The sequence below is a fragment of the Chloracidobacterium thermophilum B genome, from assembly GCF_000226295.1.
In the GTDB taxonomy this organism is placed as follows: domain Bacteria; phylum Acidobacteriota; class Blastocatellia; order Chloracidobacteriales; family Chloracidobacteriaceae; genus Chloracidobacterium; species Chloracidobacterium thermophilum.
Window position 1 is genome coordinate 1,988,052 of the sequence record NC_016024.1, and the last position, 23,304, is coordinate 2,011,355.

The following is a 23,304-nucleotide window of genomic DNA, read 5'->3' on the forward strand; positions in this document are numbered from 1 at the left end:
CCCAAGTTTGACTTACCTCAGCCTAGCGCACCATGGGACGAAGCTGCTCAATGCGCTGGCTGATTTCCGCCGGCGAAAGATGCCGGAAGGCTTCGGGCAGCATGTCGCGCGAGGTGGCCTCCCGGACGGCAACCAGAGTTTGATACTCGATGGCGACTTCGTCCCGGGCCGGAGTGAATTCCTGGGCCACAGCGCGGACATCTTCCGGGCTGACTTCCTTGCGCCCGGCTTGCCGCGCCACCCGTCGGCAGCGGATGAGAATAGACTCAATATCCGCCCCCGAAAGCTTCAGATCACTTTTTGTAATCGGCGACCAATCGGTAACATGATGGGCAATCCGGTTTTTCCTGACCATAGCCTCAATAATAGCCAAGCGATCGGCTTCAGACTCTGGGTAAAACAGCGAGATATGCTCCTCACACCTTCCCTGCCGCTTCAGGTCAATGGGAAGCAGGTCAGGCCGTGAGGTCATCAATATCCAGAGAATGCGTCCGCGATTGTCTGTGTCTCCCATCGCGGCTGCAATCTTGGAAAAGATGCGCTTGTCCACGCCGCTGTCTCCGCCACTATCCCGGTTCCCCAGTGTAGCATCAGCCTCATCAATCAAGACAACAATTGGTGCCAGCGTCTGGATGAGATTGAGAATCTTTTCAAGATTGGATTCCGAAGAACCAACCCACTTGTCCCGGAAGTTCTTGAATTCGACGACGTTCAGCCCACAATCCTTGGCAAAGGCTTCTGCCAGAAAGGTTTTTCCAGTTCCCACCGGGCCGGAGATAAGAATCCCCATGGGAGCTTCTTCGGTTTCGCCGTTGCGGATGACTTCAGCGATGTTGCGGAGATACGCCTTGGCTTTCTCGAAGCCACCAACATGGTCAAGCCCGTATTTCGGCGTCACAAACTCAATCAGACCGACACACTCAGCCTCGATGATGGATTTTTTCTTGGCACGTACCAGATCAATCGTCAACCCCTCGTCACTGAGCGTTGCATTTTTGAGAATAGAGGAGATGTGAACCCGGTTCAGACCGGAAGTCAGGTGAGCAAGCTGCTCATCGCTGATCTGCATTTTGAGACCAAGGACACTGTTCCCCAGCTCGGCTTTCATCTTCTCAAGCTGCTCATTGAACTTTTTGGTTTCTTCGTTGAGCCGGTCAACGCCTTCCTCGCGCAAGATACGTTCGGCCTTGGCTTTGAAATCAGCTTTGAGCTGTTCGATTTCTTTTTCGGAGCGGCCATTACGTCGTTTGGCAATCTCCGCCAGCTCGTAGCGGATGTAATCAAGCCGTTCCGCGTGATCCGGGTATGGAACGCGAATGATTGTCAGCCGCGAATTCTCACGGAATCGCTGGGCCACATCTGACAGGTTTTCTGTGATGAACAAAACGATGTTATCAGAATTGAGCAGACGGGAACTCGTCAGCCATCGCTGAAACATCACAAGCAGGTTTCGCTCATCACTGCTCAGGTGAGTCATTTCGCCGGCCGGTACAAGCGTCTCCAGAAAGTTGATGATGACCGCCACCTGATCACCAGCGTAGAGAAACCGCTCAATCAACCCCAGCGCCGGCACTGGATCACGCGGGAGCGTCGTCAGGGTCTTCGTATCCGCAAGGGGGTTGGCAACCCGCAAGGTTGCCAGAAACTGGCGTTCGGCTTCCTGTGAGCCAAAGGAAATTCCCTCACTGCGGTTATAGAGCACGATGTGTTTGTTCCCCAGCATCTCCTGCTGAAGAAAAGTCACCAGTCCAACATAGCCACGCTTGGCGCGTGCCAGGTCATAGACGTTGTGGTGCAGCAGGAAATGGCTCGCCTCGCCGGAAAAATACTTGCGCCCCATTTCAGCCGCCCAATGCGGAAGCTGGCTGAGTTCATCGAGCGTCAGCAGGTGACGGGTGGCAGACATGGTGTATTTCCTTCAGACAGATTTGAGGTTACGTATGTGCTGTGGCATCCACGGTTTCGCTGCGCTGTGCCACCAGGACAACCGCGTGGACGGCAATGGCCTCCCGCCGGCCAACAGCATCCTGCCCCTCATTCGTTTTTGCCTTGACGCTGACCGCATCACAGGGCAGGCGGAGGACAGCCGCCAGACGCTCCCGCATGGACTGGATGTAGGGCATCAGCTTCGGGCGCTCGGCCAGAATGGAGGCGTCCACATTGACCACTTCAAAGCCACGGGAAGCCACAAGCGCCACGGTCTGGTGCAGCAGCGTCAGGCTGTCAGCGCCGGCCCACTGTGGGTCAGTGTCCGGGAAATGCGTACCAATATCACCCAGCGCCAGCGCCCCCAGCAGGGCATCAGTGATGGCATGCGCCAGCGCATCGGCATCTGAATGACCGAGCAACCCGCGCTCATAGGGAATAGTCACACCACCCAGAATCAACGGGCGACCTTCCACCAGACGATGGATGTCATAACCCATCCCGACCCGATACGCGCCAGACTGCATCGTGCCTTCAGCTATCCTTCGTCGTTTCCCAGGTTACGGCTTCCGAGGGGCGCACCGGATAGGGGACAAAACACCGGCGACAGCGCGCCTCGTACAGCCCTTCCGCCCCAACAACCACCCGCCGCTCGTCGGCGATGAGCCGCTGGGAAAAGTTGGCCGGGTGCCCGCAGACGACGCAGATTGCCTGTGGCTTGCTCACGTATTCCGCCATTGCCAGCAAATGGGGAATTGGCTCAAACGGCTCCCCACGGTAGTCCAGGTCCAGAGCTGCCACAATGACCCGCCGCCCTTCCTGGGCCAGTTGATGACAGACGGACACCAGCCCTGCCCCCAGAAATTGCCCCTCATCAATGCCCACGACCTGGGTTTCCGGCCGCAGACACTCCAGAATGTCCTCGGCGCTTTCGACGACCTGGGTTTCGATGCGCAGGCGGCTGTGCGACACGATGAAGTTGGCTTCATACCGATCATCGAGCCGGGGCTTGAACGCCTGGACAGTCTGCCGCGCAATCAGCGCCCGCCGCAGACGTGTGATGAGCGCCTCGGTTTTCCCGGAGAACATCCCGCCAGCAATGACTTCAATCCATCCGCGCGGACGTGCCGACCACTCCATTGACGCTGCTTCCTGCACGTTTCGGCTGGCCTCCAAAAGTCCCGTTACCGCCGGGTGGGTGGGGGCAGGGTCGGCGGTTTGGGCGTCGGAGAAACAAACGACACAATCACCACCGCTGCCACCGCCAGCAACAGAGTAACAACAAACCATACAACATACCTGCGGACAAACTGGCGCAGGCGTATCCGCCACCGGCGCGGCAGCCTTGGAAACCCGGAAGGCTCTGGGGGCGCGACCGGTTCAAACTCAAAGACTGGTGCCTCTGCCACCAGTGGAATCCGCGAGCGCACCTGGTTGTCTCGCGCCACGGCGTCCGGGAACATAAGCTGCCGCCGGGCCGTCACCCCGGTTGGATGCTCGTCAGGCGGCTGATCACTTGGGTCTTCGCGTTCAGGAGAGGCCGGCCGGTCAGGCATAGGTTTATCGCCAGTTTGGTAAAAGATACAGCCCGCGCCGTCTGACTACTCTAGGTGAAGCAGCCCGTTGCGGCCAAGAACTCGGCGTTGAGTACCGCGGCGCCAGCCGCACCGCGTACGGTATTGTGGCCGAGAATCGTCAGTTTGATGTCCAGCAGCGGGTCAGGACGCACCCGTCCCACGATGCTGGCCATGCCGCGTTCCAGATCGCGGTCCAGGCGGGGCTGTGGACGGTCCGGCTCACGCCGCAGCACGATGGGACGCGCCGGTGCGCTGGGCAGCGCCGCAACTTCCGCCGGCCCGCGAAAAGCCTCCAGAGCCGCACCGACTTCATCCACAGTTGCCGGCTGCCGGAGCTTGATGGAAGCAGCGCAGAGATGTCCGTCGGTCACGGCCACGCGGTGGCAATGGGCACTGAGCCGCAGCACCGCCGGCTCAATCCGGTCACCGACAAGCTGCCCCAGGATTTTGCGCGGCTCGGACTCCACCTTGTCTTCTTCACCGGCGATGTAGGGAATGACATTGTCCACAATGTCCAGCGACGCCACCCCGGGATAGCCAGCCCCCGAAATGGCCTGCATCGTTGACACCACAACCATCTCCACCCCAAAAGCCCGTTCCAGCGCCGCCAACGGAAGCACCAGCGCCAAGGTCGTGCAGTTGGGATTGGTGACGAGAAAACCGCGCGTCCAATCCCGACGCTGCTGCTGGAGCGGGATGAGACGCACATGTTCGGGATTGATTTCCGGTACGAGCAGCGGCACATCGGGGGCCATGCGGTGGGCGCTTGAATTGCTGATGACCGGGTAGCCGGCAGCAGCAAAAGCCACTTCTGTTTCCGCAGCCATATCACCCGGCAGGCTGGAGAACACCAGGTCGCAGTCCAGCGGCGGCCGGCACGGCGCCAGGGTCAGTTCCGCAATCCGCGCCGGCAGAGGCGTCGGAAGCTTCCAGGCAACGGCATCTCCATACCGCTTGCCTTCGGAGCGGTCCGAAGCCGCAACAGCCGTGATGGTAAACCACGGATGCTGCTCCAGAAGTTGAACGAAACGCTGCCCAACCGTGCCGGTCGCGCCCAGAATACCTACCCGCCAGTGTTTCATGATGTTTTCTCCCCTGATGGCTGGCCTACGGATAACCGGTTGGCCAATTGCCGGTCTGCTGCCCGTCGGCGCTCACGCCGAAGAAACCCCAGAAAGGCCAGATTGCCAATGAGATACCGCCGCCACAGCCGTCGTGGCTCCTGCATCAGTCGAAAGCTCCACTCCAGGCCACAGGACTGCATCCAGCGCGGCGCACGCTTGCGTTTTCCGGCCAGAATATCGAAGTAGCCGCCGACGCCAAGCGCAAACCGTACCCCGGTCTGCGGGCCGTAACGGGCCAGCCACAACTCCTGTTTGGGCGAACCCATAGCGACAAAAAGCACGTCAGCGCGGGCACTGCGGATGGCCGCGGCCACGGCGGACGAAGCAGCTTCCGGGAAGTAGCCATCCTGCGCGCCGGCAATGGACAAGGTGGGAAAACGCTGCTGCAACCGCTCACAGACGGCCGTGACGACTTCCCCCGTGGCACCAAGCAGGTAGATGCGCTGTCCATGGTGCGCACACCAGGCGAGAACCCCCTCCATGACCTCGGGCGCCGCCACCCGCGCCACCAGCCGCCCGCCCAAAAAAGGCAACCACCACGTGGCCCATACAACCGACATGCCATCGGCCGTCACCAGATCAGCCGTGGCGAGGGCCGTCTGAAACCCGGCATCGCGCTCGACATCCAGCAGAATCGCGGCATTGACCACTGCCATGCGGCGAAAATCCGGCTCCTGCAGCCAGGTGGCAACCTGGGCCAAGGTTTCATCCAGCGTGAGGTTGGCCACCGGCACACCGGCAAACACTGGCGTCGGACGCTTCATACGCCGTCCGGCGCTTGTTGCAACTGCTGCACGAGCGTGCGCAAGGTTGGCAGCCGCCGGTCCTTTTCCGACAACAACGGCGACTCAATCCCCCAGTCAATGCCAATTTCGGGATCATTCCAGATGACGCCAATCTCATCACCGGGGTCATAGAGCGCCGTGCACTTGTAAAGGACTTCCGCCATGTCACTCACCACGCAAAACCCATGGACAAAGCCCTGTGGAACATAGAGTTGGCGAAAGTTTTCAGCCGACAGGCGCACGCCCAGCCACCGTCCAAAGGTCGGCGAATCCAGACGGATGTCCACCACGACATCAAAAATTTCCCCCGCAATGACCCGGACGAGCTTACCCTGCGGCCGCCGCCACTGGGCATGAAGACCGCGCAGCGTGCCCTGCACCGAACGCGAGTGATTGTCCTGGACAAAGGTCACATCCAGGCCGGCCTGGGCAAACTTGGCCGCATGGTAGGTTTCCAGGAAAAAACCACGTTCGTCCCGGAAGACCTTTGGCTCAATCAGGATGACACCCGGTAGCTCCGTCGGAATGAAGTTCATGGTCAGTGTGGGGCGGCGGCCAGGCGCATCGCCGCGACAAGATTGGAGGCAAGATGCAGGCTCTCGAAAGTTCCGGCATCGGTCCACCAGCCATCGAGGACTTCCCAAGTGAGTTCTCCACGCGCGATGTAGGCGTTGTTGACATCTGTGATTTCAAGTTCCCCCCGCTGGCTTGGCGTGAGCGTGCGGATGATGTCAAAGACGGTGGCATCATACATGTAAATGCCGGTCACAGCGTAGGGCGATGCCGGTTGCGCCGGCTTTTCGTCAATGCGCACAACCTGCGAGCCCTTCAGGGTGGGTACGCCAAAACGCTGTGGATCGGGAACTTCCTTGAGCAGAATCCGGGCCCCGCGCCCCTGCTCCCGAAACCGTGCGACCGGGCCGGCAATGCTTTTCTCAATCACATTGTCACCCAACATGACAACAATGGGACCGCCGTCGGCAAAGTCTTCCGCCAGCGCCAGGGCATCGGCAATGCCGCCTTCACCCTGCTGATAGGTGTAGCTCAACCGCTTGAGACCATGTTCCTTGCCGTTGCCCAGCAGTTGCAGAAAGTCGCCGGCCTTGTTGCCGCCCGTCACCAGCAGGACATCATCCACACCGGCTTCAACCAGTGTCTGAATCGGGTAGTAAATCATCGGCCGGTCATAGACCGGCAGCAGGTGCTTGTTTGTTACCTTGGTCAGCGGATACAGCCGCGTCCCAAGTCCACCGGCCAGGATTACGCCCTTCATGGCAAAACTTTCCCCCTGTTCAAAAAAAAACGCTTGTATTCAAAATGCGCGTCACAGACGGCGGATAATGCCGCAAATGCCTGGCGAAGGAAATGACTCCGGAAAGCCCGGACTGGCTAGCCGGGTGGCGTCGGGCGATGGGGAAGCGTCACGGTGAAGGTTGTCCCCTGCCCTGGCGTGCTTTCGACGGTAATCGTGCCGCCGTGATCCAGGATGATCTGGCGCGTTACGGCCAGCCCCAACCCGATGCCGGTGTCTTTGGTCGAAAAGTACGGGTCAAAGATGTGCTCCAGATCATTGGGCGCAATCCCCAGCCCGCTGTCCCGTACCTGAACCGCCTGCCCGGTGGCCGTGGGTGTAATGCGCAGATGCAGTTCGCCGCCGTGAGGCATGGCCTCGATGGCATTGATGACAAGGTTCGAGAAGCACGATTTGAGCGAGTCGGCATCCGCTTCGATGGGCATCCCGCCGGTTTCATCCACACAGGTCAGGGAGACCTGCTGGGCCTCGGCTTTGGAGCGAACCACGTCGAGTACGGCCGCAATCAATTCGCCCAGCCGGACCGGACGCAGTGAAAGCGTAGCCGGACGGCCAATGCGCAGCACATTCGTCACCAGCGTGTTGAGGCGCGCAATCTCGTCCTTGACGGCTGCGGTCAGCCGCTCGAAGGTGGCGCGTTCGGCCGCATCGGAAGGTGCATAGCGGGTGCGAATGTGATCCATGGTGAGGTTGATGAAGTTGAGCGGGTTGCGGATTTCGTGGGCAATGCCGGAAGCCAGCCGGCCGACGACGGCCGCCCGTTCGGCCTGATTGAGACGTTCTTCCAGCTCCCGGACTTCGCGCAGGCGCACCACCATGGCATTGAAGCGCGCTGCCAGCAGGCCGATTTCGTCCCGTCGGTTGAGCTGCAGTTGCACCGTCAGGTCGCCAGCTTCAATCCGGCGCGTGGCCGTCACAAGATCGCCAATCGGCTGCGTGAAGCGCCACACCAGGGCAACCGCGACAACCAACGCGACCAGGAGCGCCGCACCGGTGGCCAGCAGCCGCTGGCGCGAAGTCGTGGCAATGGTCTCCGCCAACGTCTGGGCTGAAATCGTCACCACCACGTAGTTGCGCTCCGGCGCCCCGTCTTTGCCCAGGGCCTGAAAAGGAATGAACACCGTTCTGGCCAGACTGTTTTCTGTGGTGTTCGCCGCCAGCGGATCGCCTTCCTGTACCAGGCTTTCATCGGTCGGGAGTGCTAGCCGCTGTCCGCGCTCCGCCCGCAGGGTGCTGTCTGTTACCAAGCCATTCGCGTCCACGATGGCAATCCGCCGGATACGCTGGAGCTGGCTGGGCGTCAGGCGGCGTGACCGGATGAAATCATCCAGGTAGTCGCTTGTGCTGATGCTCTGCAGGCCGACTTCCAGCGCCGTCGTCAGTTGTGCAGTCTGGGCTTCGACCTGTGCCAAAATCTGGCGTTCAGCACGGCGGTTGAGTTCATACAGCACCGCCACCATGCCAATGATGACAATGGAAAGCAGGGCAGCCAGCCGAAAGCGAAGATCGAGATAACGCGGCATCCGTGGAGACCTGCCAGGCCGGGCACCTGAACACGAGTGGGGAGACAACTAAAACCATAGTCCCAGCGTGGCCGACAGAACGACATTGACCAGAGCCAGCGGGAGCAGGAACTTCCAGCCAAAATTCATCAACTGGTCATACCGCAGGCGCGGCGACGAAGCCCGCAGCCAGACATAGAGAAACAAAAACAGGGCCATTTTCAGTACGAAGTACACCGGCCCCAACCACGGTATCTGCGCCACGCCCGGCCCCTGCCAGCCCCCCAGGAACAGGGTCGTGGCCATGGCCGCTGCCGTGACCATGTTGGCGTACTCCGCAATGAAGAACATGGCAAACTTCATGGAGCTGTATTCGGTGTGAAAGCCCGCCACAAGTTCACTTTCGGCTTCGGGCAAGTCAAAGGGGGCGCGGTTGGTCTCCGCAATCATGCTGATGAGGAACACGAAAAAGCCGATCGGTTGAAACCAGAAGACGTGCCAGCCCAGCCCCCACGCGCCGCCCTGCCGTTCCACAATGGTGACGAGATCGAGCGAACCGGCCTGAATCAGCACCCCGATGATGGACAGAGACATCGCCAGCTCATAGCTCACCAGTTGCGCCGAGGAACGCAGCCCGCCGAGCAGGCTGTACTTGTTATTCGAGGCATAGCCGGCCATGACGATGCCATAGACCCCCATGCCCGTCATCGCCAGCACGGCCAGCAAGCCCACATTGATACTCGTGACGTAGAGCGTTATGGGCCGGTCCAGAAAAGGCACGGTCACTTCCCCACCGACTGGAATCAGCACAAAGGTCATGAGCGCCGGCACCAGCGACAGTGCCGGAGCCATAACGTAAAGAAACTTGTCGGCATCCAGTGGAATAACATCTTCCTTGAAAATGAACTTCAGCCCATCGGCGATGGGTTGAAACAGCCCGAACGGCCCGACCCGATTGGGACCATAGCGCATCTGAATGAAGGCCAGCAGTCGGCGCTCGATGAGCGACAAATAGGCCACCGTCGTCATGAGCAGGACGAAGCCGATGGCGATTTTCACACTCCAAGCAAGCAGTTGCTCAAAAGGCACCATGGGGTTTGACCAGTGACCAGCGTCTCCGTTGCAGCCGGATGCAACGGTTTATGTATGCTGGCGTACCCTATCATTGCCAACCGGCGCTGCAAACCCTTCCCAAACCAGCGACCGATTCGGCACACTGCCCCTTACAGACCTTGCCCACGGAGCGACTGAGTTCATGCCACGTTCCAGCTTTTGCCCGGCCAACTTTTGCCCGGCCTGTGGTGAGTCCTTACCGTTGCCGGCTGACGGGCAGCGTGCGCGTGGGCGGGAGACACTGCGCGGCCGCCGTTGCGCCGCTTGTGGTTATCGCATTGGTGGTTTTCACTGGAAAACCTTTGGGTTAGGCGTCTGTCTGGGACTCTCGCTGGGTGCCGGACAAGTGGTTTGGCAGGCCGTTCAACCGCCACCGCCCCTGCCGCCGCTCACCACGGCGCAGGCACTTACCGGCAGCCCCCCGGTTGGCCCGGAGACCAGTCGGGAAACCGCTGGTACAACCCTTTCCCGCGAGCGCCACCGCTGTGGTGCTCCGACCAAAAAAGGCACCCCCTGCCAGCGGTGGGTCAGTGGTGCCACGGGCTACTGCTGGCAACACCGGAAAGACTGAAATGGCACACCGGGCGTACCCGACCACTGAGTTTGAAGCGCCCTACTGGGCCAGGGGACTGAACCATATTGCCGGTGTGGACGAAGCCGGGCGTGGCGCCTGGGCCGGCCCTGTCGTCGCCGCGGCCGTGGTGCTCAACCCGGAGACCATCCCGGCCGGGCTTCAGGATTCCAAGCAACTGACGCCAGCGCAACGGGAACGGCTTGTCCCCCGGATCGAAGCCGCGGCCTATGGCATCGGCATCGGTGTCGTGGAGGCGGCGGTCATTGACCGCATCAACATCCTGGAAGCCACCCGGCAGGCCATGCAGCAGGCGCTGGCGGCGCTGTCTTCCCGACCGGATGTACTGCTCCTCGACGCCCTCTCCCTTCCGAACGTCCCCATCCCTCAACAGTCGGTCGTGCAGGGCGACGCGCGCTCCGTCTCGATTGCCGCCGCTTCCATCATCGCCAAGGTGTACCGTGACCGGCTCATGGAGAAGCTTGATGCCCAATACCCCATGTATGGTTTTTCACGTCATAAAGGGTATGGGACGGCCTACCATCAGCAGCAACTTCGCCGTTGTGGCCCCAGCCCCGTTCACCGGCTGACCTTTCGGGGCGTCGTCCCCGCCTCCCCTGAAACCAATCCTTAACTTTTTGATTCCAGACAAGTTAGAATAGATCACCCCCAACTTTCCGGCGTTTGACACGGTATATTCTTTGTGATACCGTCACCCACCTATCAGCCTTGAGCTTCTATCGTCGCAATATCTTTCAGCGGCGTTTACCGCGACGGGAGCCACGCCATGTCCTATACAAAAGCCAACGATTTACGAAAAGCCGAGAAGCTCGTTCAACAAGGCAAAGTCAAGCTTGCGATCAAGGAGTATGAAAACCTGGTCGCATCGAATCCGGGCGACACCAATTTGCTCAACATTCTTGGCGATTTGTATGTCCGGGACGGGCGGAATGACGATGCCATTATCACCTTTGTCAAGTTGGCTGAAGCGACGCTGCGCGATGGGCACACGCCGCGGGCAATTGCGGTGTACAAGAAAATCTACAAACTGGCTCCCGGTAACGCCGATGTCGCGCTGAAGCTGGCGGAACTGTACATTCGCCAGAATCTGATTGTCGAAGCGCGCAAGCAGTACCTTGAACTGGCCGATTACTACACCAAAAATGGCCGCAGTCAGCAGGCGCTTGAACTCTTGCAGCGCGTTGCCGATCTCGATCCCGAAAATGTCCCTGCCCGGTTGCGCCTTGCCGAGAATTACCAGCGGGAAGGTATGACGGAGAAGGCGATTGAGGCCTACATTGCAGCCGGCTCACAGCTTATTCGCAAATCCAGCTTGGCTGAAGCCCAGCAGGTTTTCCAGCGCGTCCTCGAACTCAACCCCATGAGCACCCCTGCCCTCAACTCTCTGGCTACGATTTACATCAAGCAGGGTGATCCCGGCCGGGCGGTTGAGCTGCTCGACAAGGTGGTGCGACAACGCCCGGACGACACCGACCTGCTCATCCTCAGCGGACGCATCTACCTTCAGGCCGAGTTGCTGGAAGAGGCTGAAAAAGCGCTGCTCAAGCTCCTCAAAGTGGATAAAACCCGCTTTGAATACGTTTTGACACTGGCCCAGAAATTCGCCGAACGCGGTTATCACGACCGGGCTGTAAGCCTGATCGAGCAGTGCGTTGAGCCGATGGTCACCCGGCGGCAGGAAACGCGCGGCGTGGAACTGCTCAAATCCATTCTTGAAACTGAGCCATATCACGTTGCGGCTCATCAGTGTCTGGTGCTGCTCTACAAGCGACTCGGCGAAAGCAATGAGCTGTTGGGAGCACTCAAAGCCTTGGCCCATGCAGCTCGGCACCATCACAAGCGCGACATCGCCGAACAGGCACTTAGGGAACTCATTGAACTGGAGCCGAATGAGCCAGCCCATCTGGAACTGATGCAGGCCTGGGGCTTCACGAGCACGGTCAGCCCGACCATCGCTGAACGGGACCGTTTGATCAACGCTCCGGTGTACGCCGGTGGCGTTGGACAGCGCGTGGAGTTCGTTGATATTCCGACGGTAAATCAACCCCTTACACCAACCGCCGGACCAGCGAACGACTTTGGCTACACCTCCGGGTCAGGTTTTCAACCCCAAGAAACACTGGCCTACCATCCGTCTGGAGCACCTGGCTTTGGCTTTGGTGGGACGACTGGTGGTTGGACGGACTTTACTTCGCCAGCTTCGGGAAACTTTACCCCACAAGCGCCGGGAACCGGCTTTGAAAGCGGGTTCAACGGCATGCAAAGCGGCGGTTTTGGCGTGCAGGGCAGCAGCGGCATGGGGACTCCGGGCGGCAGCTTCGGGCCATTTGGCACGCCTCCACCGCCGGTCGGCGGCTATGTCCCACCCGCAACTGAGGTGCTCCCGGAAGAGGCGCGGCGGCTCAAAGGCGATGCCGAGCGTTTTGCCAACCTGGGTATGCCGGATCAGGCTATCCACCTGCTTCACGAAGCCGTCCAGCAGGCACCACACAGCATTGAGCTGCGGCTGCTTCTCAAACAGCTTTACACCGACATCGGACAGCCACAGGAAGCTGCCCAACAGGCGACAGTCCTCGCCTCACTGTATGCCCAACAGGGGGATTACGCCCAAAGCCAACGTTTCCAGCAGGAAGCCCAGCAGGCAGCCGGTTCCATCCCAGCCGGAGGGAGCTTTGACCTGTCATCCGCAACTGTCAGTTCACCACCGCCATCAGGTGGGGATGAAGTCGAGATAGACATCAGCGGCGAGGTACAGGCCCCGGCACCGGCCCCCTTCGCCGCCTCAGCCCCGTCCAGCACCAGCAGTCCGGCCGGCAGTGATTTTGGCTACACGAGCGGCGATGGCTTCGTCATTCCGACTGACGCGATTTATTCCGGCCCAGCCCATTTTCCGGCAACGCAGCCGCCGGAAGAACCATTCACGGTTCAGGTTCCAACCTTTGACCTGCGCAAGGATCAACCCGGCGAAGTTTCTGTCTCCATGACAGAAGAAAAATTGCGTGAGCAGTTGGAGGGCGTGAACTTTTACATTGAGCAGGGGTTCTATGACATTGCCCGCGACAATCTGACCAAGCTGAGTTTGGACTTCCCCAACCACCCTGAAATTCTTGCCCTTCTCGCCAAAGTTCAGGCCCCCGTGCAGCCCAAGGCGTCCGAGCCAACACTGAAGAGCCTGGCCGTTCCGACGGATGCGCCTGCCGAAGTTCCCGTCTCCAAACCGGAATCCATCGGGTCGCTGATGAACGGACTGGTGAGCGAACTCGAAAAGGCTCTCGAAGAACTCGAAATGGGCCACTTCGATGCACCGGCCGTCACCAATCTGTCAACCAAACCCGAAGCTGCAACCGACAAGACGCCGACCGGTCCGCTCTTTTTGGGCGAGTCCGGGCTTCAGGATGTCTTTGACGAATTCAAGCAAAGTGTGGAAGTGGATACCGAGGCCACGCCAGACTTTGAAACCCACTACAACCTCGGTTTGGCTTACAAGGACATGGACCTCTTTGATGAGGCTATCGAGGAGTTCCAGACCGCTTTTCGCGGCACCGACCCTAACTCTCCTGACCCCCACTACTTCCAAGTCTGTAACATGCTGGGGCTGTGCTTTATGGCCAAAAACGAACCACAACTGGCCACGGTGTGGTTCAAGCGTGGCGTCGAAGCCCCCGGCCGGACAGAAGATGAATACCAGGCGATGCGGTATGATCTGGGGCTGGCCTATGAGCAGATGGGACGCTACGACCAAGCCCTCGAAGTCTTTGAAATGGTCTATGCTGTGGACATCAACTACCGCGAAGTCGCCGAGAAACTCGCTGAACTCCGGCGACGTGTCAAACATTGACGGTCAAACACTACCCCCACACACCTGACGCCTTTGCCCCGTGTCCGTCAAGCTGACCGCCATTCTCTTCATTGCCCTGTGTTTTGAGGTTGGGCTGCTGCTGGCCATCATCCCGTGGACGAACTACTGGGAAAACAACTTCTTTCTGTTCTGGTTGACGGCCCGTTTCCCAGGCAGTCAGCTTGCGGCCATTGTCCAGAGCGGTTACGTGCGCGGCGCGGTCACTGGCATCGGGCTGGTCAACCTTGCCCTTGGCTTCCTCGAAATCACAGGTTTTCGTCGGCTTCCCACTGAGGCATAGCCAGTCCAACGCCTACTCGCCAATGTCAATGGCCTCGGTTTTGCCCAGTTCAGCGCGGAAAGCCGCGAGTCGGGCGGCTGGAATCTGCCAGTTGGTATCAAGGGGTACGCTGGCCGGGCGAACCCAGTCCGCCCCTTTGGGCAAGGTCCGCCACCACGCGGCGTACCGCGCAATGACCGCCTCCCGATCACGTTCATCGGCCAGGTAAAAGAATCCGAAGTCTTCCCCTGAAACACTGCGCAGGGCATCGTAGGCGAAGTACCGGACGGCCGGATAGCGGTCGCGCAGCGCCTCAATGAGAAAAGGAATCGCCCATTTGCGATCACGGGCGCGCCCATCAGCACCGCTCGTTCCCAAAGCCCACGCAGCCGTGATCCGCGCCGAGGGGTCACGGCTGAAGAGTTCCCGTACGATTTCCGCAATCCTGGCTTCCGGGCGTGCCGCATTTGCGGCAGAGAGCGCATACCGGGACCCGTACCACTGCGTCATGTAGCGCGCCGCCCAGTCGGCACTTTCGCCCGGATGACACATGTTGCACCCGTTCGGCATGTTGGTCGAAAGGCTCTTGTCCGGCTCAGGGTTCAGAATGCGGTGGGTTCGTTTGGCAGTGAGCAACCCAAAGGAAATACGCGGCCGGTGGCATTCGTAGCAGGCGCTGCCGCTGCTGTCGGCCCGGTGATGCGTGTGGGCTTCAAGGTTGGCGGCAATGCTGGCATGGCACTGGGTACAGGACTTGTTCCCCCGCATCTCATCGTGCATCAGGGATTGCTGGCGTCCTTTGTGAACATCGTGGCAGCTCACACAGGTCATGTTGCCTTCGGTGTGGCACTTGCTCATCAGCAGCCCCTGATACTCGTAAGCTGTCAGGCGCGGCGTGCCGTCGGGATAGAAACGTGGTGCAAAACTGTAGTTGCCGACTTTGGCTGTGATGTCCAGCGGGCGGTAGTATTTCGACAAATCCTCACCGGGCGTGTAGGGATCGCCTTTGGCCATAATTTCCCGGATGTTGTTGATCTCGACGGGCAGCCGTTGCCCATGGCAGTGACCGCACACCTGGGTGTTGGTGTGCTTGTCCCGCTTCGCCTGGTTGACAATCGTCGGATCATCTGCCCGTGCCTGCCGGCGTAGCCAGGTCCAGCCAAAGGACTGATTTTTTTCAACGTGCAGCTTTCCGGGGCCGTGGCACGCTTCGCAGCCGATGCCCAGTTCCTCGACACTGGTGTTGGTAAACTGCCCGGTTTTCAGGTCCATGCCGGGCCTGCCCTTGACGTTGTGGCAAAAGATGCAGTTGTTGTTCCACACACTGGTGTGGCGGCTGAAATCGGGCAAATCCGGGTGCAGAAACAGCCCCTGCAGGTTGAACCAGTATTTTTTCTCGATGTTCCAGGCAATAGGCAGGCGGTAAAAGGTTGTCCCGACTTGGGTGACATACTGCTGGAAACGACGCGACCCGATGGTGCGAACGATTTTTGCCACGCCCATGCGGCCGCTCGGATCGAGCGTTTCCATGAAAAATTCATCACCCTGCCGGAACATCCGCGAAGTAACCCCCTGATAGGTGTAGGTGGCGTTGTTGAAATCACCCACCACAGTTTCCGGGGTCGCCGGTTGCGTCATTTTGTGGTGATGCGATTGTGACCAGTGGGCAAACTGGTCCTGGTGACAGGCCCGGCAGCTTTCCGATCCCACATAAGCCACCTGCGACAGGTCTGGGGCGTAGGTGCGCAGTTCGTCCACCTGCCGTTGCCAGACCCACCACACCAAGCCGGCCAGCAGAATACAGCCGAGTAGGACGCCGATTTTGAGTGCAGCCGATTTCGAGACCATAGGGACTTCAGAACAAACCGGAGCTTCTATGGTTCGGGGCGGAACGGCCGTTCAAGATACTGCTGGGCCTGCTGACGGGCAGCCGCGTCATCACCGTCTTCAATGACCTTCTTGTACTCGGCCACGGCACGGTCGCGCTGTCCCAGCGCATCGTACGCATTGCCCTTCTTGAGCGCTGCCCATGACTCAACCCACCGTGGACGCAAATCGCCATCAAGCGCCTCATCAAAGGCATCGCGGGCTTTTTCATAGTTTCGCTGGCTTAGATACAGCAGGCCAAGATTGTACCATGCCCAACTGCTGCGGCGATTGACGCGAATCGCCGCCTCGAACTGCTGCTGGGCTTCGGCCAGCTCGCCATCTTCGATGTGCTGGATGCCACGCCGCACAACAACCGCCACGCGCAGTTCATCAGAAGTGCGGAGAATCTTCACATCCGGGTCAATCAACAGGTCACGCGGCTCAGAAGTGGAGGTCAGACTGAAGCTGGCTTCCCGTCCGTCAAACTGGAGCGTGGCCCGTTCCGCGCTGCCCTTGGTCTCCAGTGTCACCTCAACCGGCATGCGAAAGCCTTCCAGCTTTTGTTCAAGCGTACCGCGCATGCGGTAGGTGCCGCCCGGAATCCGCAGAATCTTGTAATCAGGGACGAATTCGGGAACACCCGTCGAATCCACCCACAGGGCAAAGAACCAGCGCAGGTCCTGTCCGGCCGTCTGCGTGGCAAGGTTTTCAAAATCGCTCAGGCTGATGTTCCGGCCGAGATACTGGGTGTAACAGGTTGCCAGCAACCGGAAGAACGTTTCATCACCCAACAGGACGCGCAGCATCCGAAAGACAAACGCCCCCTTGTAAAACATAATCGAGCGATAAGCCGCCGACTGGTCATCGAGTTCCGCCGGTGCGCGCCGCAGCGACGACTGTGATTCAAACGCCAGCGCGCGTTCCAAAAAATCGCGGACCAGTTCGCGGAATTCCGCGTTGTTGCGCCGGGTTTCCTCAACCAGCAGGTAGGCGTAGGTGGCCAATCCCTGGGAAAGCCAGGCGTCGTCAAACGATTTGAGCACGACGCCCTGCCCCCACCACTGGAACGCCACTTCGCGGCAGAGCAGTTCACGGGGCAGCTCACGGGTCCGAAACAGCCGGGAAGCCAGCAGGGTTACACCGGCGCTGGTGGAACTCTCCAGACTTTCGTCGTCAATTTCCGCCATCGCCAGTGTAGGCCCGAAAGCATAGGGGCCGAAGCTCCGTTCGTAACGCTCAAGCGCCTGCACAGCGATGTCGGCATACTCGGCAGCACGGGCTTCATTACCGGGACGGACATACACCCGGATTTCCGTCTCTCCCTGCTGCCGGGTCTGCACCTGGTAGCGACCGACGGCCAGATTCCCGAACAGGACACTTTTGGCCGAAGCAAACGACCAGCGGGTGCGCGGCCCCGTCCCGGCGGGCAATGTCGGCGCGGCTTGTGGCACATCGGCTCCGCGCATGGCAACCGGAAGGGACGGCAAAAAGGCATTTGACGGCCGCCGTGGGCGCGGCCGCGGTGATGGGCGCGGGGACGGACGCGGTGTGGCCGGCGCCGGAGCGGGACGCCGCTCCGGTTCCAGGGACGGCACTCCCGGCCCTGTCACCGGCTGTTTCGCCTGAAATCCGTAACCCACTACCGTCAATCCATCGGGAACGGTCAGGTTCAGCGTAAAGGTTGCCGTATCGGCCGCATAGCCGTGGAAGGGGAACCAGCGTCCGCCGTAGAGCAGATAACTCGCCCCGTCCTGACCAACGTAGGCCAGGCGCTTGCTGGTCAGGACGCCGCCTTCGGCCGACAAAAGCTGCCCGGCATACTCGACAATGACGACGAACGGTGTACCGGGTGTGGTTGCCCGTGGGAGCGCAATCCGCAGATCGAGATCGCGGAGCCGGTCCTGGGTAAACTGAAGCGGCTGCAGGTTCTCATCCAGAACGCGCCGGACTTCCAGCGCTCCATTGAATTCAAACACGACCGACTGCACAGGGCGCCGGGTATCCATCCTGACTTTGGCGCGGGCGACAAAGGTTTGCGTGGCGGGAATGATCTCGGCATCAATCTGGTAGTCGAGAACATCCAGCGGGTCATCGGCCGGAGCCGCCCAAGTTGTCAGGCAACTCACCAGAACGGCAAGCAGCCACGGCACCGGACGCCGGGCTACTTCCCAAAAAGCGTGCGCCATTTTTCATCCACCTTGCGCTGAATCTCGGCCGTCATACGGTTTTCCCGCGGCCAGGGGCGGGTAAAGCCCTCACTCGGCCACTTGCGTGTGGCGTCAATGCCCATCTTCGAGCCGTAGGCCGGCAACCGGGAAGCATGGTCGAGGGCGTCCACCGGGCCGAGGGTAAACTGGATGTCACGCTCCGGGTCAATGTTGTTGAGGACGTACCACGCCACATAGCTCGGGTCCTGAACCGGCACATCGTCGTCCACCACGATGACAACCTTCGTAAACATAAGCTGCCCGGTTCCCCACAGGGCATTCATGATTTTGCGGGCGTGCCCCGGATAGGCCTTCTTGATGGAAACAATTGCCAGGTTGTGAAACACGCCCTCAAAGGGCAGGTGCATGTCCACGATTTCCGGGAACTGCCGACGCAGCACCGGCTTGGCAATCTCGCCGACGGCTTCCCCCATCCAGCAGTCTTCCATCGGCGGCCGTCCGACAATCGTCGTCTGGTAAATCGGACTGCGGCGGTGGGTGACACAGGTGACGTGAAAGACGGGATAGTTGTCTGCCTCCGTGTAAAAGCCGGTGTGATCGCCAAAGGGCCCTTCAGTACGGAGTTCCTGCGGGTCAACGTAGCCTTCCAGAACGATTTCCGCCGTGGCCGGGACTTCCAGATCATTTGTCAGGCACTTGACCATCGGCACCGGCTTTCCGCGCAGGAAACCGGCCAGCAGCATTTCATCCACATCATCCGGCAACGGGAAAATGGCAGCAAAGGTCAGAATGGGGTCGCCGCCAATGGCCACAGCCACGGGCATGCGTTCACCGCGCTCCAGCGCCGTGCGCCAGTGCGAAGCGCCATGCTTGTGAATCTGCCAGTGCATGCCGGTCGTACAGGCGTCGTACAGTTGCATGCGGTACATCCCGACGTTGCGCCGTCCTGTGACGGGGTGGGACGTAAACACCAGTGGGAAGGTGATGAAGCGGCCGCCGTCTTCGGGCCAGCACTGGAGCACGGGCAGGCGGCGCAGGTCGAACTCGCCTTCCTGCAACACGATTTCCTGACATGGCCCACGCTTCACCCGTTTTGGAAAAACCGCCCCCAGTTCAGCAAACTTCGGCAACAGCTTGACCTTTTCCAGAATGCCCTGTGGCGATTTGAAATCCAGAATCTCGTTGAGGCGTCCGGCAATGTCGGCGTAGCTCTCGACTCCCAAAGCCATAAGCATCCGCCGCCGGCTGCCGAGGGCATTGATGAGCACTGGAATGGGCGACTCCTCGACGTTCTCGAACAGCAGCGCCGGCCCACCGACCTTCGATATGCGGTCCGTGATTTCGGTAATTTCGAGGTGGCAGGACACTGGTGTTTTGATGCGCTTGAGTTCCCCGGCCTGCTCCAAATCCCGGATAAACTCGCGCAGGTCTTCATAGGGCATGGTGAGACAACAACCCAGTCCGTCACACTGAGAAAATGACGCCGCGCCACTAAACGGTCTCCGCGACCGCGCGGCTCGGCGTGAAACTACTGCATGTCTGTCCACAACCAGAAATGGTTTTGGACCGAACCACTTTGATGCAGCAAAGATTCGGGCACGAAAAAAGGCAAGCGAGCAGTCAACTCACTTGCCTTTCTTGATTGGTGGAGGTAAGCGGGTTCGAACCGCTGACCTCTGCAATGCCATTGCAGCGCTCTCCCAGCTGAGCTATACCCCCACAAGTCCGAACCAACACAAAGTTGGCTCGCAACGTGCAAATTATCCAAGCCGCGTCCTGCCGTCAAGCCCCCTCCTGCGATGTGCCAGCAGACGGCAGCCTTGCCGCCAGCTCCTGTGCTATACGCACGAACGTCTCGACAGAAAGCGTTTCCGGGCGTCTCTCCGGCGCAATGCCGGCCCGGGCAAGTCCTTCCAGCAAGTCTGTACGTGAGAGGCCAAGCCGCATCAAACTTCCACCCAGCATTTTGCGCCGCTGCTCAAAAGCAACACTGACGACCCGGCAGAAATACGGCATCAACTCCGGCGGCATGATGGCCACCGGGCGCGGTGTCAGGCGGACAACCGACGACATCACCTTTGGCGGCGGGTGAAAAGCGCCCGGCGGAACGTCAAACAACCGTGTCACTTCACAGGCCGCCTGCACCACGACGGAAAAATAACCATAGTCTTTCGTGCCAGGCGCGGCCGCCAGCCGCCACACGACTTCCCGCTGGAGCATGAGCACAATGTCCGTCCAGAGGTGACGCGCGGCCAGCAGCTTCTCTACGATTGGCGTTGAAAGGTTGTAAGGCACATTGGCCACGACCTTGACGGGTGCTGAAGTGAGACCCCACGCTGCACCGGCTTCGGTCACACAGGCCGCCAGGTCAGCCTCCAGAACATCGCCGACGTGCAGACGCCAGCGCCGGTCGGCAAACCGCACAGACAGCCAGGCCGCCAGATCGCGATCAAGTTCAAAGGCGATGACGCCAGCCGCCCGCTCCAGCAGCACTTCCGTCAGGGCCCCGCGTCCGGGTCCGATTTCCACCACCAGGTCATCCGGGCCGACTTCCGCTGCCGCGACGATGCGGGCCAGAAGGTGTCTGTCACGCAGAAAATGCTGACCGAACCGCTTGCGCGGCGGCGGCAGCGAGGGCAGGACGTCAGGGACGGTCATAGAGCTGGTTGAGCAGAGCCGCCAGCCGAAAGCCGGCCAGGCGTACCCGTTCCCGGGCCGCAGTATGCGCTCTGGACTTGTAGGCGTCGGAAAGCACCGGCGGCTCCGGGGTGTCGTCCTGTCCGGCTTGATAGACAAGGTCCCGCGCCAGTTGGGTACTTTCATCCAGCCAGCGTACCGGCGGCGCAGCGATCTGCTGCCGTGACGGACGCTTCCGGCTGAGTTCCTGCGCCAGTGCCTGGATTGCCGGGAGGGAAAAGGTGTCGAGGGCGGCATTGTCCCAGAACGCATGCAGGTTGGGCTTGCGCGGCCCATCCAGCGGCGTCCCGGCCGTGGGACGCACGATGAACAGGTTGCCCCCCTGGTCTCCCTGGGGATTGTTTTTTGAGCAACGCGCCACCGTATGGAGTGGCTGATGGACATCCCCTACCAGGTGAATCAGCCAGGCCAGATAGTAGGCTTGCCGGGGACTGTCAGGGGGGCTATGCCGCAGGATGTCTTCGATTTCGACGATTTTCCCCAGCGCGCCGCCATCCGGGGCGACGATCTGAAAGTCGGGCGGAATGGTGACACCCGGCGCTGCCAGCGGACGGTTGACGTAGTGCCATGTCCCGTGAACCCGCATGTCCGGGTATGCCGGATGGGTGCTCGGCGGCGGCTCGCGGTCGGAAAAGCCCTGCCGCTGGTCAAATTTGATGTCATCCACCCAGTAGGAAGCACTCAGGAAGGCAATGAAGGGAGCCTGTTCGGGCAGTACGTCCCGCGTCCACTCGGCATATTCCGGGTGTTGCCTGAGAATCGCCGCCACCCGCACCCGGGCGCGGGGCTGCAACTGTCCATAAGCAATTGCAGCGACAGTGGCATGCCCGGCCTGGTTCCAGGCGAGTACCGGCGTTGTCCCCAAGGCAAACCAACACACCCCAACCCACAACCACCATCCACTCCGACACGCTTTCTGGCGAATGAGCATGACAGCCTGTACCTGGTTACGAAGTTTCCCCCAGCACTTCTCTGGCAGACAGCCGGGGCTGCACGTCAAAACGATAGCCCAATCGAACGGCCGGCCCCAAACGCCACCCAAAAGCCAACGCTCAGGCAAAAGCCCACCAAGCAAAAAGCACCGACCGGTTAGGTCGGTGCTTAGTGGTTTGCCACCTGGTGGCGGCAAGCTGTTGTCTCAGGCCGCGCGCCGCAGATGACGGCGACTGGCAGGTAGCTGATCGACCGTTGTCACGGCTGGCGATCTGACCGGTGCCAATGTCGGACGGTAGATGGTTTTGGTGGAAGGACGCCGGACGTAGTAGGGTCCAACCATCTTCCACTGCTGGGTGTCGAAGGCCCGGTGCGCGCCACAGTTGAGGCACATCCGGTAGGTCTCTTGGTCAATTGTGAAGGGGCGGCTCATATTCGTGTGCCAGCACCCAAAGATACGATGATAAGTGTTTTCAATAAACTCGATGGCACGCTGGAAAGCTTCCTTCGGCCACGTGATCTCAGGCAGTTGTGGAAATGTGAATGTCAGCGACTTGACTTGCATAGCGGATTCCCCCTTTCATCAACAACCTGGAAGCCCACCACCCATAGGTGCTGACCGTGGGTGCTGGTTAGAACCTGCCCTGCGCAGAAACGCCGGCATCTTTTCAGGACGCCGGAAGACACCAAAAGGTTCACCCGTTTTGCCGAGTCGTTGCCGAAGCACAAGCTTCTAAAAATCAACTTGCGGTTATTCACCTCCAGACCAATCTCCCACGATGATGCAGACATTTTACAACACCTCTGTTCTCGTTACAGGCGCGGCATCCGGCATTGGGCGGGCCACGGCCTTGGCTTTTGCGGCGGCTGGCGCTAAGGTGCTTGTGGCTGACCGGCAGGCCGAAGGCAGCGCCGAAACGGTGTCCCGGATTGAAGCCGCCGGCGGGCAGGCCATGTCTGCCGTCGTGGATGTCACTGACGCCGTCGCCGTCGCCGATCTGGTCAAAACCGCCGTACACGCCTTCGGCAGCCTGGATGTTGCCGTCAACAATGCCGGCATTCTGGGCGCACCGGCCCCCCTGCACGACACCGACGAAGACCGCTTCGACCAGGTGCTGAACATCAACCTGCGCGGTGTCTTTTTGTGTATGAAGTACGAAATCCGCCAAATGCTCAAACAGGGCGGCGGGCGGATCGTCAATGTCGCTTCACTGGCAGGACTCGTGGGCTTTTCGGGCTTTGCTCCCTATGCCGCCAGCAAGCATGCCGTACTCGGTCTGACCAAGACGGCGGCGCTGGAGTATGCCAAGTCCAACATCCGCATCAATGCCGTGTGCCCGTCCATCATTGAAACGCCAATGACGACTGGCGAGCACATTCCGCCCGACCTGCTGGCCAAGTATCTCCGCGCCCACCCCATGGGACGGGCTGGCAAGCCAGAAGAAGTCGCTAACGCCATCCTGTGGCTCGCTTCCGAAGGCGCATCCTTCATCAATGGCGTCGGCCTCACCGTGGACGGCGGTGCATTCGTCCAGTAAGGCCTGCGGGTTCGCCCGGCGTGAACGTCCCACCCAGCTTTACAAACGGG

The 23,304-nt window shown here is 60.2% G+C and carries 21 protein-coding genes and 1 tRNA gene; 5 read left to right on the forward strand and 17 right to left on the reverse strand.

From position 1 onward, the window contains the following. Nucleotides 1–22 precede the first annotated feature (22 nt). The 10 genes from CABTHER_RS15810 to nuoH all read right to left on the reverse strand — a co-directional run bounded on the left by CABTHER_RS15810 (nt 23) and on the right by nuoH (nt 9,318). Nucleotides 23–1,906, reverse strand: a complete 1,884-nt coding sequence (locus CABTHER_RS15810; RefSeq protein WP_014100144.1) for an ATP-binding protein — start codon at nt 1,904–1,906, stop codon at nt 23–25. A 28-nt stretch (nt 1,907–1,934) separates the two neighbouring features. Beyond that, a complete protein-coding gene (gene ispF / locus CABTHER_RS08145) occupies nt 1,935–2,453 on the reverse strand; it encodes a 2-C-methyl-D-erythritol 2,4-cyclodiphosphate synthase (protein WP_049787486.1) in 519 nt (172 codons plus the stop codon). A 7-nt stretch (nt 2,454–2,460) separates the two neighbouring features. Continuing rightward, on the reverse strand, nt 2,461–3,066 hold the full coding sequence (locus CABTHER_RS08150; protein ID WP_014100146.1) for a thymidine kinase: 606 nt from the start codon (nt 3,064–3,066) through the stop codon (nt 2,461–2,463). 44 nt (nt 3,067–3,110) lie between these two features. Continuing rightward, a complete protein-coding gene (locus CABTHER_RS08155; RefSeq protein ID WP_014100147.1) occupies nt 3,111–3,482 on the reverse strand; it encodes a hypothetical protein in 372 nt (123 codons plus the stop codon). Between the two features lie 50 nt (nt 3,483–3,532). Continuing rightward, the gene (gene asd, locus CABTHER_RS08160) at nt 3,533–4,585 is read right to left on the reverse strand and encodes an aspartate-semialdehyde dehydrogenase (protein WP_014100148.1); all 1,053 of its coding nucleotides are present in this window, start codon (nt 4,583–4,585) and stop codon (nt 3,533–3,535) included. Further along, a complete protein-coding gene (locus CABTHER_RS08165) occupies nt 4,582–5,391 on the reverse strand; it encodes a WecB/TagA/CpsF family glycosyltransferase (RefSeq protein WP_014100149.1) in 810 nt (269 codons plus the stop codon). Before CABTHER_RS08165 ends, asd begins: the two co-directional genes overlap by 4 nt. After that, nucleotides 5,388–5,948 (reverse strand): dTDP-4-dehydrorhamnose 3,5-epimerase, encoded by a 561-nt coding sequence (gene rfbC / locus CABTHER_RS08170; RefSeq protein ID WP_014100150.1) that lies wholly within the window; start codon nt 5,946–5,948, stop codon nt 5,388–5,390. The genes CABTHER_RS08165 and rfbC overlap by 4 nt, the downstream gene beginning before the upstream one ends. 2 nt (nt 5,949–5,950) lie before the next feature. After that, the gene (locus CABTHER_RS08175; protein WP_014100151.1) at nt 5,951–6,685 is read right to left on the reverse strand and encodes a sugar phosphate nucleotidyltransferase; all 735 of its coding nucleotides are present in this window, start codon (nt 6,683–6,685) and stop codon (nt 5,951–5,953) included. A 116-nt stretch (nt 6,686–6,801) separates the two neighbouring features. Next, complete coding sequence (locus tag CABTHER_RS15815) at nt 6,802–8,247, reverse strand: sensor histidine kinase (protein WP_014100152.1); 1,446 nt, start codon at nt 8,245–8,247, stop codon at nt 6,802–6,804. Between the two features lie 48 nt (nt 8,248–8,295). Then, complete coding sequence (gene nuoH, locus CABTHER_RS08185) at nt 8,296–9,318, reverse strand: NADH-quinone oxidoreductase subunit NuoH (RefSeq protein ID WP_014100153.1); 1,023 nt, start codon at nt 9,316–9,318, stop codon at nt 8,296–8,298. 163 nt (nt 9,319–9,481) lie between these two features. On the opposite strand from nuoH, the gene CABTHER_RS17010 reads away from it, so the two are divergent. From CABTHER_RS17010 to CABTHER_RS08200, 4 genes are all read left to right on the forward strand, one after another. Next, nucleotides 9,482–9,910, forward strand: coding sequence for a hypothetical protein (locus CABTHER_RS17010; RefSeq protein WP_148263991.1), 429 nt, complete (start codon nt 9,482–9,484; stop codon nt 9,908–9,910). 1 nt (nt 9,911) lies between these two features. After that, nucleotides 9,912–10,544, forward strand: a complete 633-nt coding sequence (locus tag CABTHER_RS08190) for a ribonuclease HII (protein WP_014100155.1) — start codon at nt 9,912–9,914, stop codon at nt 10,542–10,544. A 153-nt stretch (nt 10,545–10,697) separates the two neighbouring features. Next, nucleotides 10,698–13,769: a tetratricopeptide repeat protein gene (locus CABTHER_RS08195; RefSeq protein ID WP_014100156.1), complete on the forward strand. Its 3,072-nt coding sequence runs from the start codon at nt 10,698–10,700 to the stop codon at nt 13,767–13,769. Nucleotides 13,770–13,809: 40 nt separating this feature from the next. After that, entirely contained in the window at nt 13,810–14,070 is a 261-nt protein-coding gene (locus CABTHER_RS08200) for a hypothetical protein (protein ID WP_014100157.1), read from the forward strand. 12 nt (nt 14,071–14,082) lie between these two features. On the opposite strand, the gene CABTHER_RS08205 is transcribed toward CABTHER_RS08200, so the two are convergent. The 7 genes from CABTHER_RS08205 to CABTHER_RS17445 all read right to left on the reverse strand — a co-directional run bounded on the left by CABTHER_RS08205 (nt 14,083) and on the right by CABTHER_RS17445 (nt 22,281). Further along, nucleotides 14,083–15,897, reverse strand: a complete 1,815-nt coding sequence (locus tag CABTHER_RS08205; RefSeq protein ID WP_014100158.1) for a multiheme c-type cytochrome — start codon at nt 15,895–15,897, stop codon at nt 14,083–14,085. A 26-nt stretch (nt 15,898–15,923) separates the two neighbouring features. After that, nucleotides 15,924–18,104: a M1 family metallopeptidase gene (locus CABTHER_RS08210; RefSeq protein ID WP_014100159.1), complete on the reverse strand. Its 2,181-nt coding sequence runs from the start codon at nt 18,102–18,104 to the stop codon at nt 15,924–15,926. Next, nucleotides 18,080–19,528: a menaquinone biosynthesis decarboxylase gene (locus tag CABTHER_RS08215; RefSeq protein ID WP_014100160.1), complete on the reverse strand. Its 1,449-nt coding sequence runs from the start codon at nt 19,526–19,528 to the stop codon at nt 18,080–18,082. The genes CABTHER_RS08210 and CABTHER_RS08215 overlap by 25 nt, the downstream gene beginning before the upstream one ends. Nucleotides 19,529–19,729: 201 nt before the next feature. Next, nucleotides 19,730–19,805: transfer RNA gene (locus CABTHER_RS08220), tRNA-Ala, on the reverse strand. Nucleotides 19,806–19,868: 63 nt separating this feature from the next. Further along, nucleotides 19,869–20,744, reverse strand: a complete 876-nt coding sequence (gene rsmA / locus CABTHER_RS08225) for a 16S rRNA (adenine(1518)-N(6)/adenine(1519)-N(6))-dimethyltransferase RsmA (protein WP_014100161.1) — start codon at nt 20,742–20,744, stop codon at nt 19,869–19,871. Continuing rightward, nucleotides 20,731–21,714 carry a S1/P1 nuclease gene (locus CABTHER_RS08230; protein WP_041569163.1) on the reverse strand — a complete coding sequence of 328 codons (984 nt, stop codon included), beginning with the start codon at nt 21,712–21,714 and terminating at the stop codon, nt 20,731–20,733. The genes rsmA and CABTHER_RS08230 overlap by 14 nt, the downstream gene beginning before the upstream one ends. Before the next feature lie 207 nt (nt 21,715–21,921). Beyond that, on the reverse strand, nt 21,922–22,281 hold the full coding sequence (locus CABTHER_RS17445; protein WP_014100163.1) for a hypothetical protein: 360 nt from the start codon (nt 22,279–22,281) through the stop codon (nt 21,922–21,924). A 214-nt stretch (nt 22,282–22,495) separates the two neighbouring features. Between CABTHER_RS17445 and CABTHER_RS08240 the strand changes: the two genes are divergently transcribed. Beyond that, nucleotides 22,496–23,254, forward strand: a complete 759-nt coding sequence (locus tag CABTHER_RS08240) for a glucose 1-dehydrogenase (RefSeq protein WP_014100164.1) — start codon at nt 22,496–22,498, stop codon at nt 23,252–23,254. The last annotated feature ends 50 nt before the right edge of the window (nt 23,255–23,304 follow it).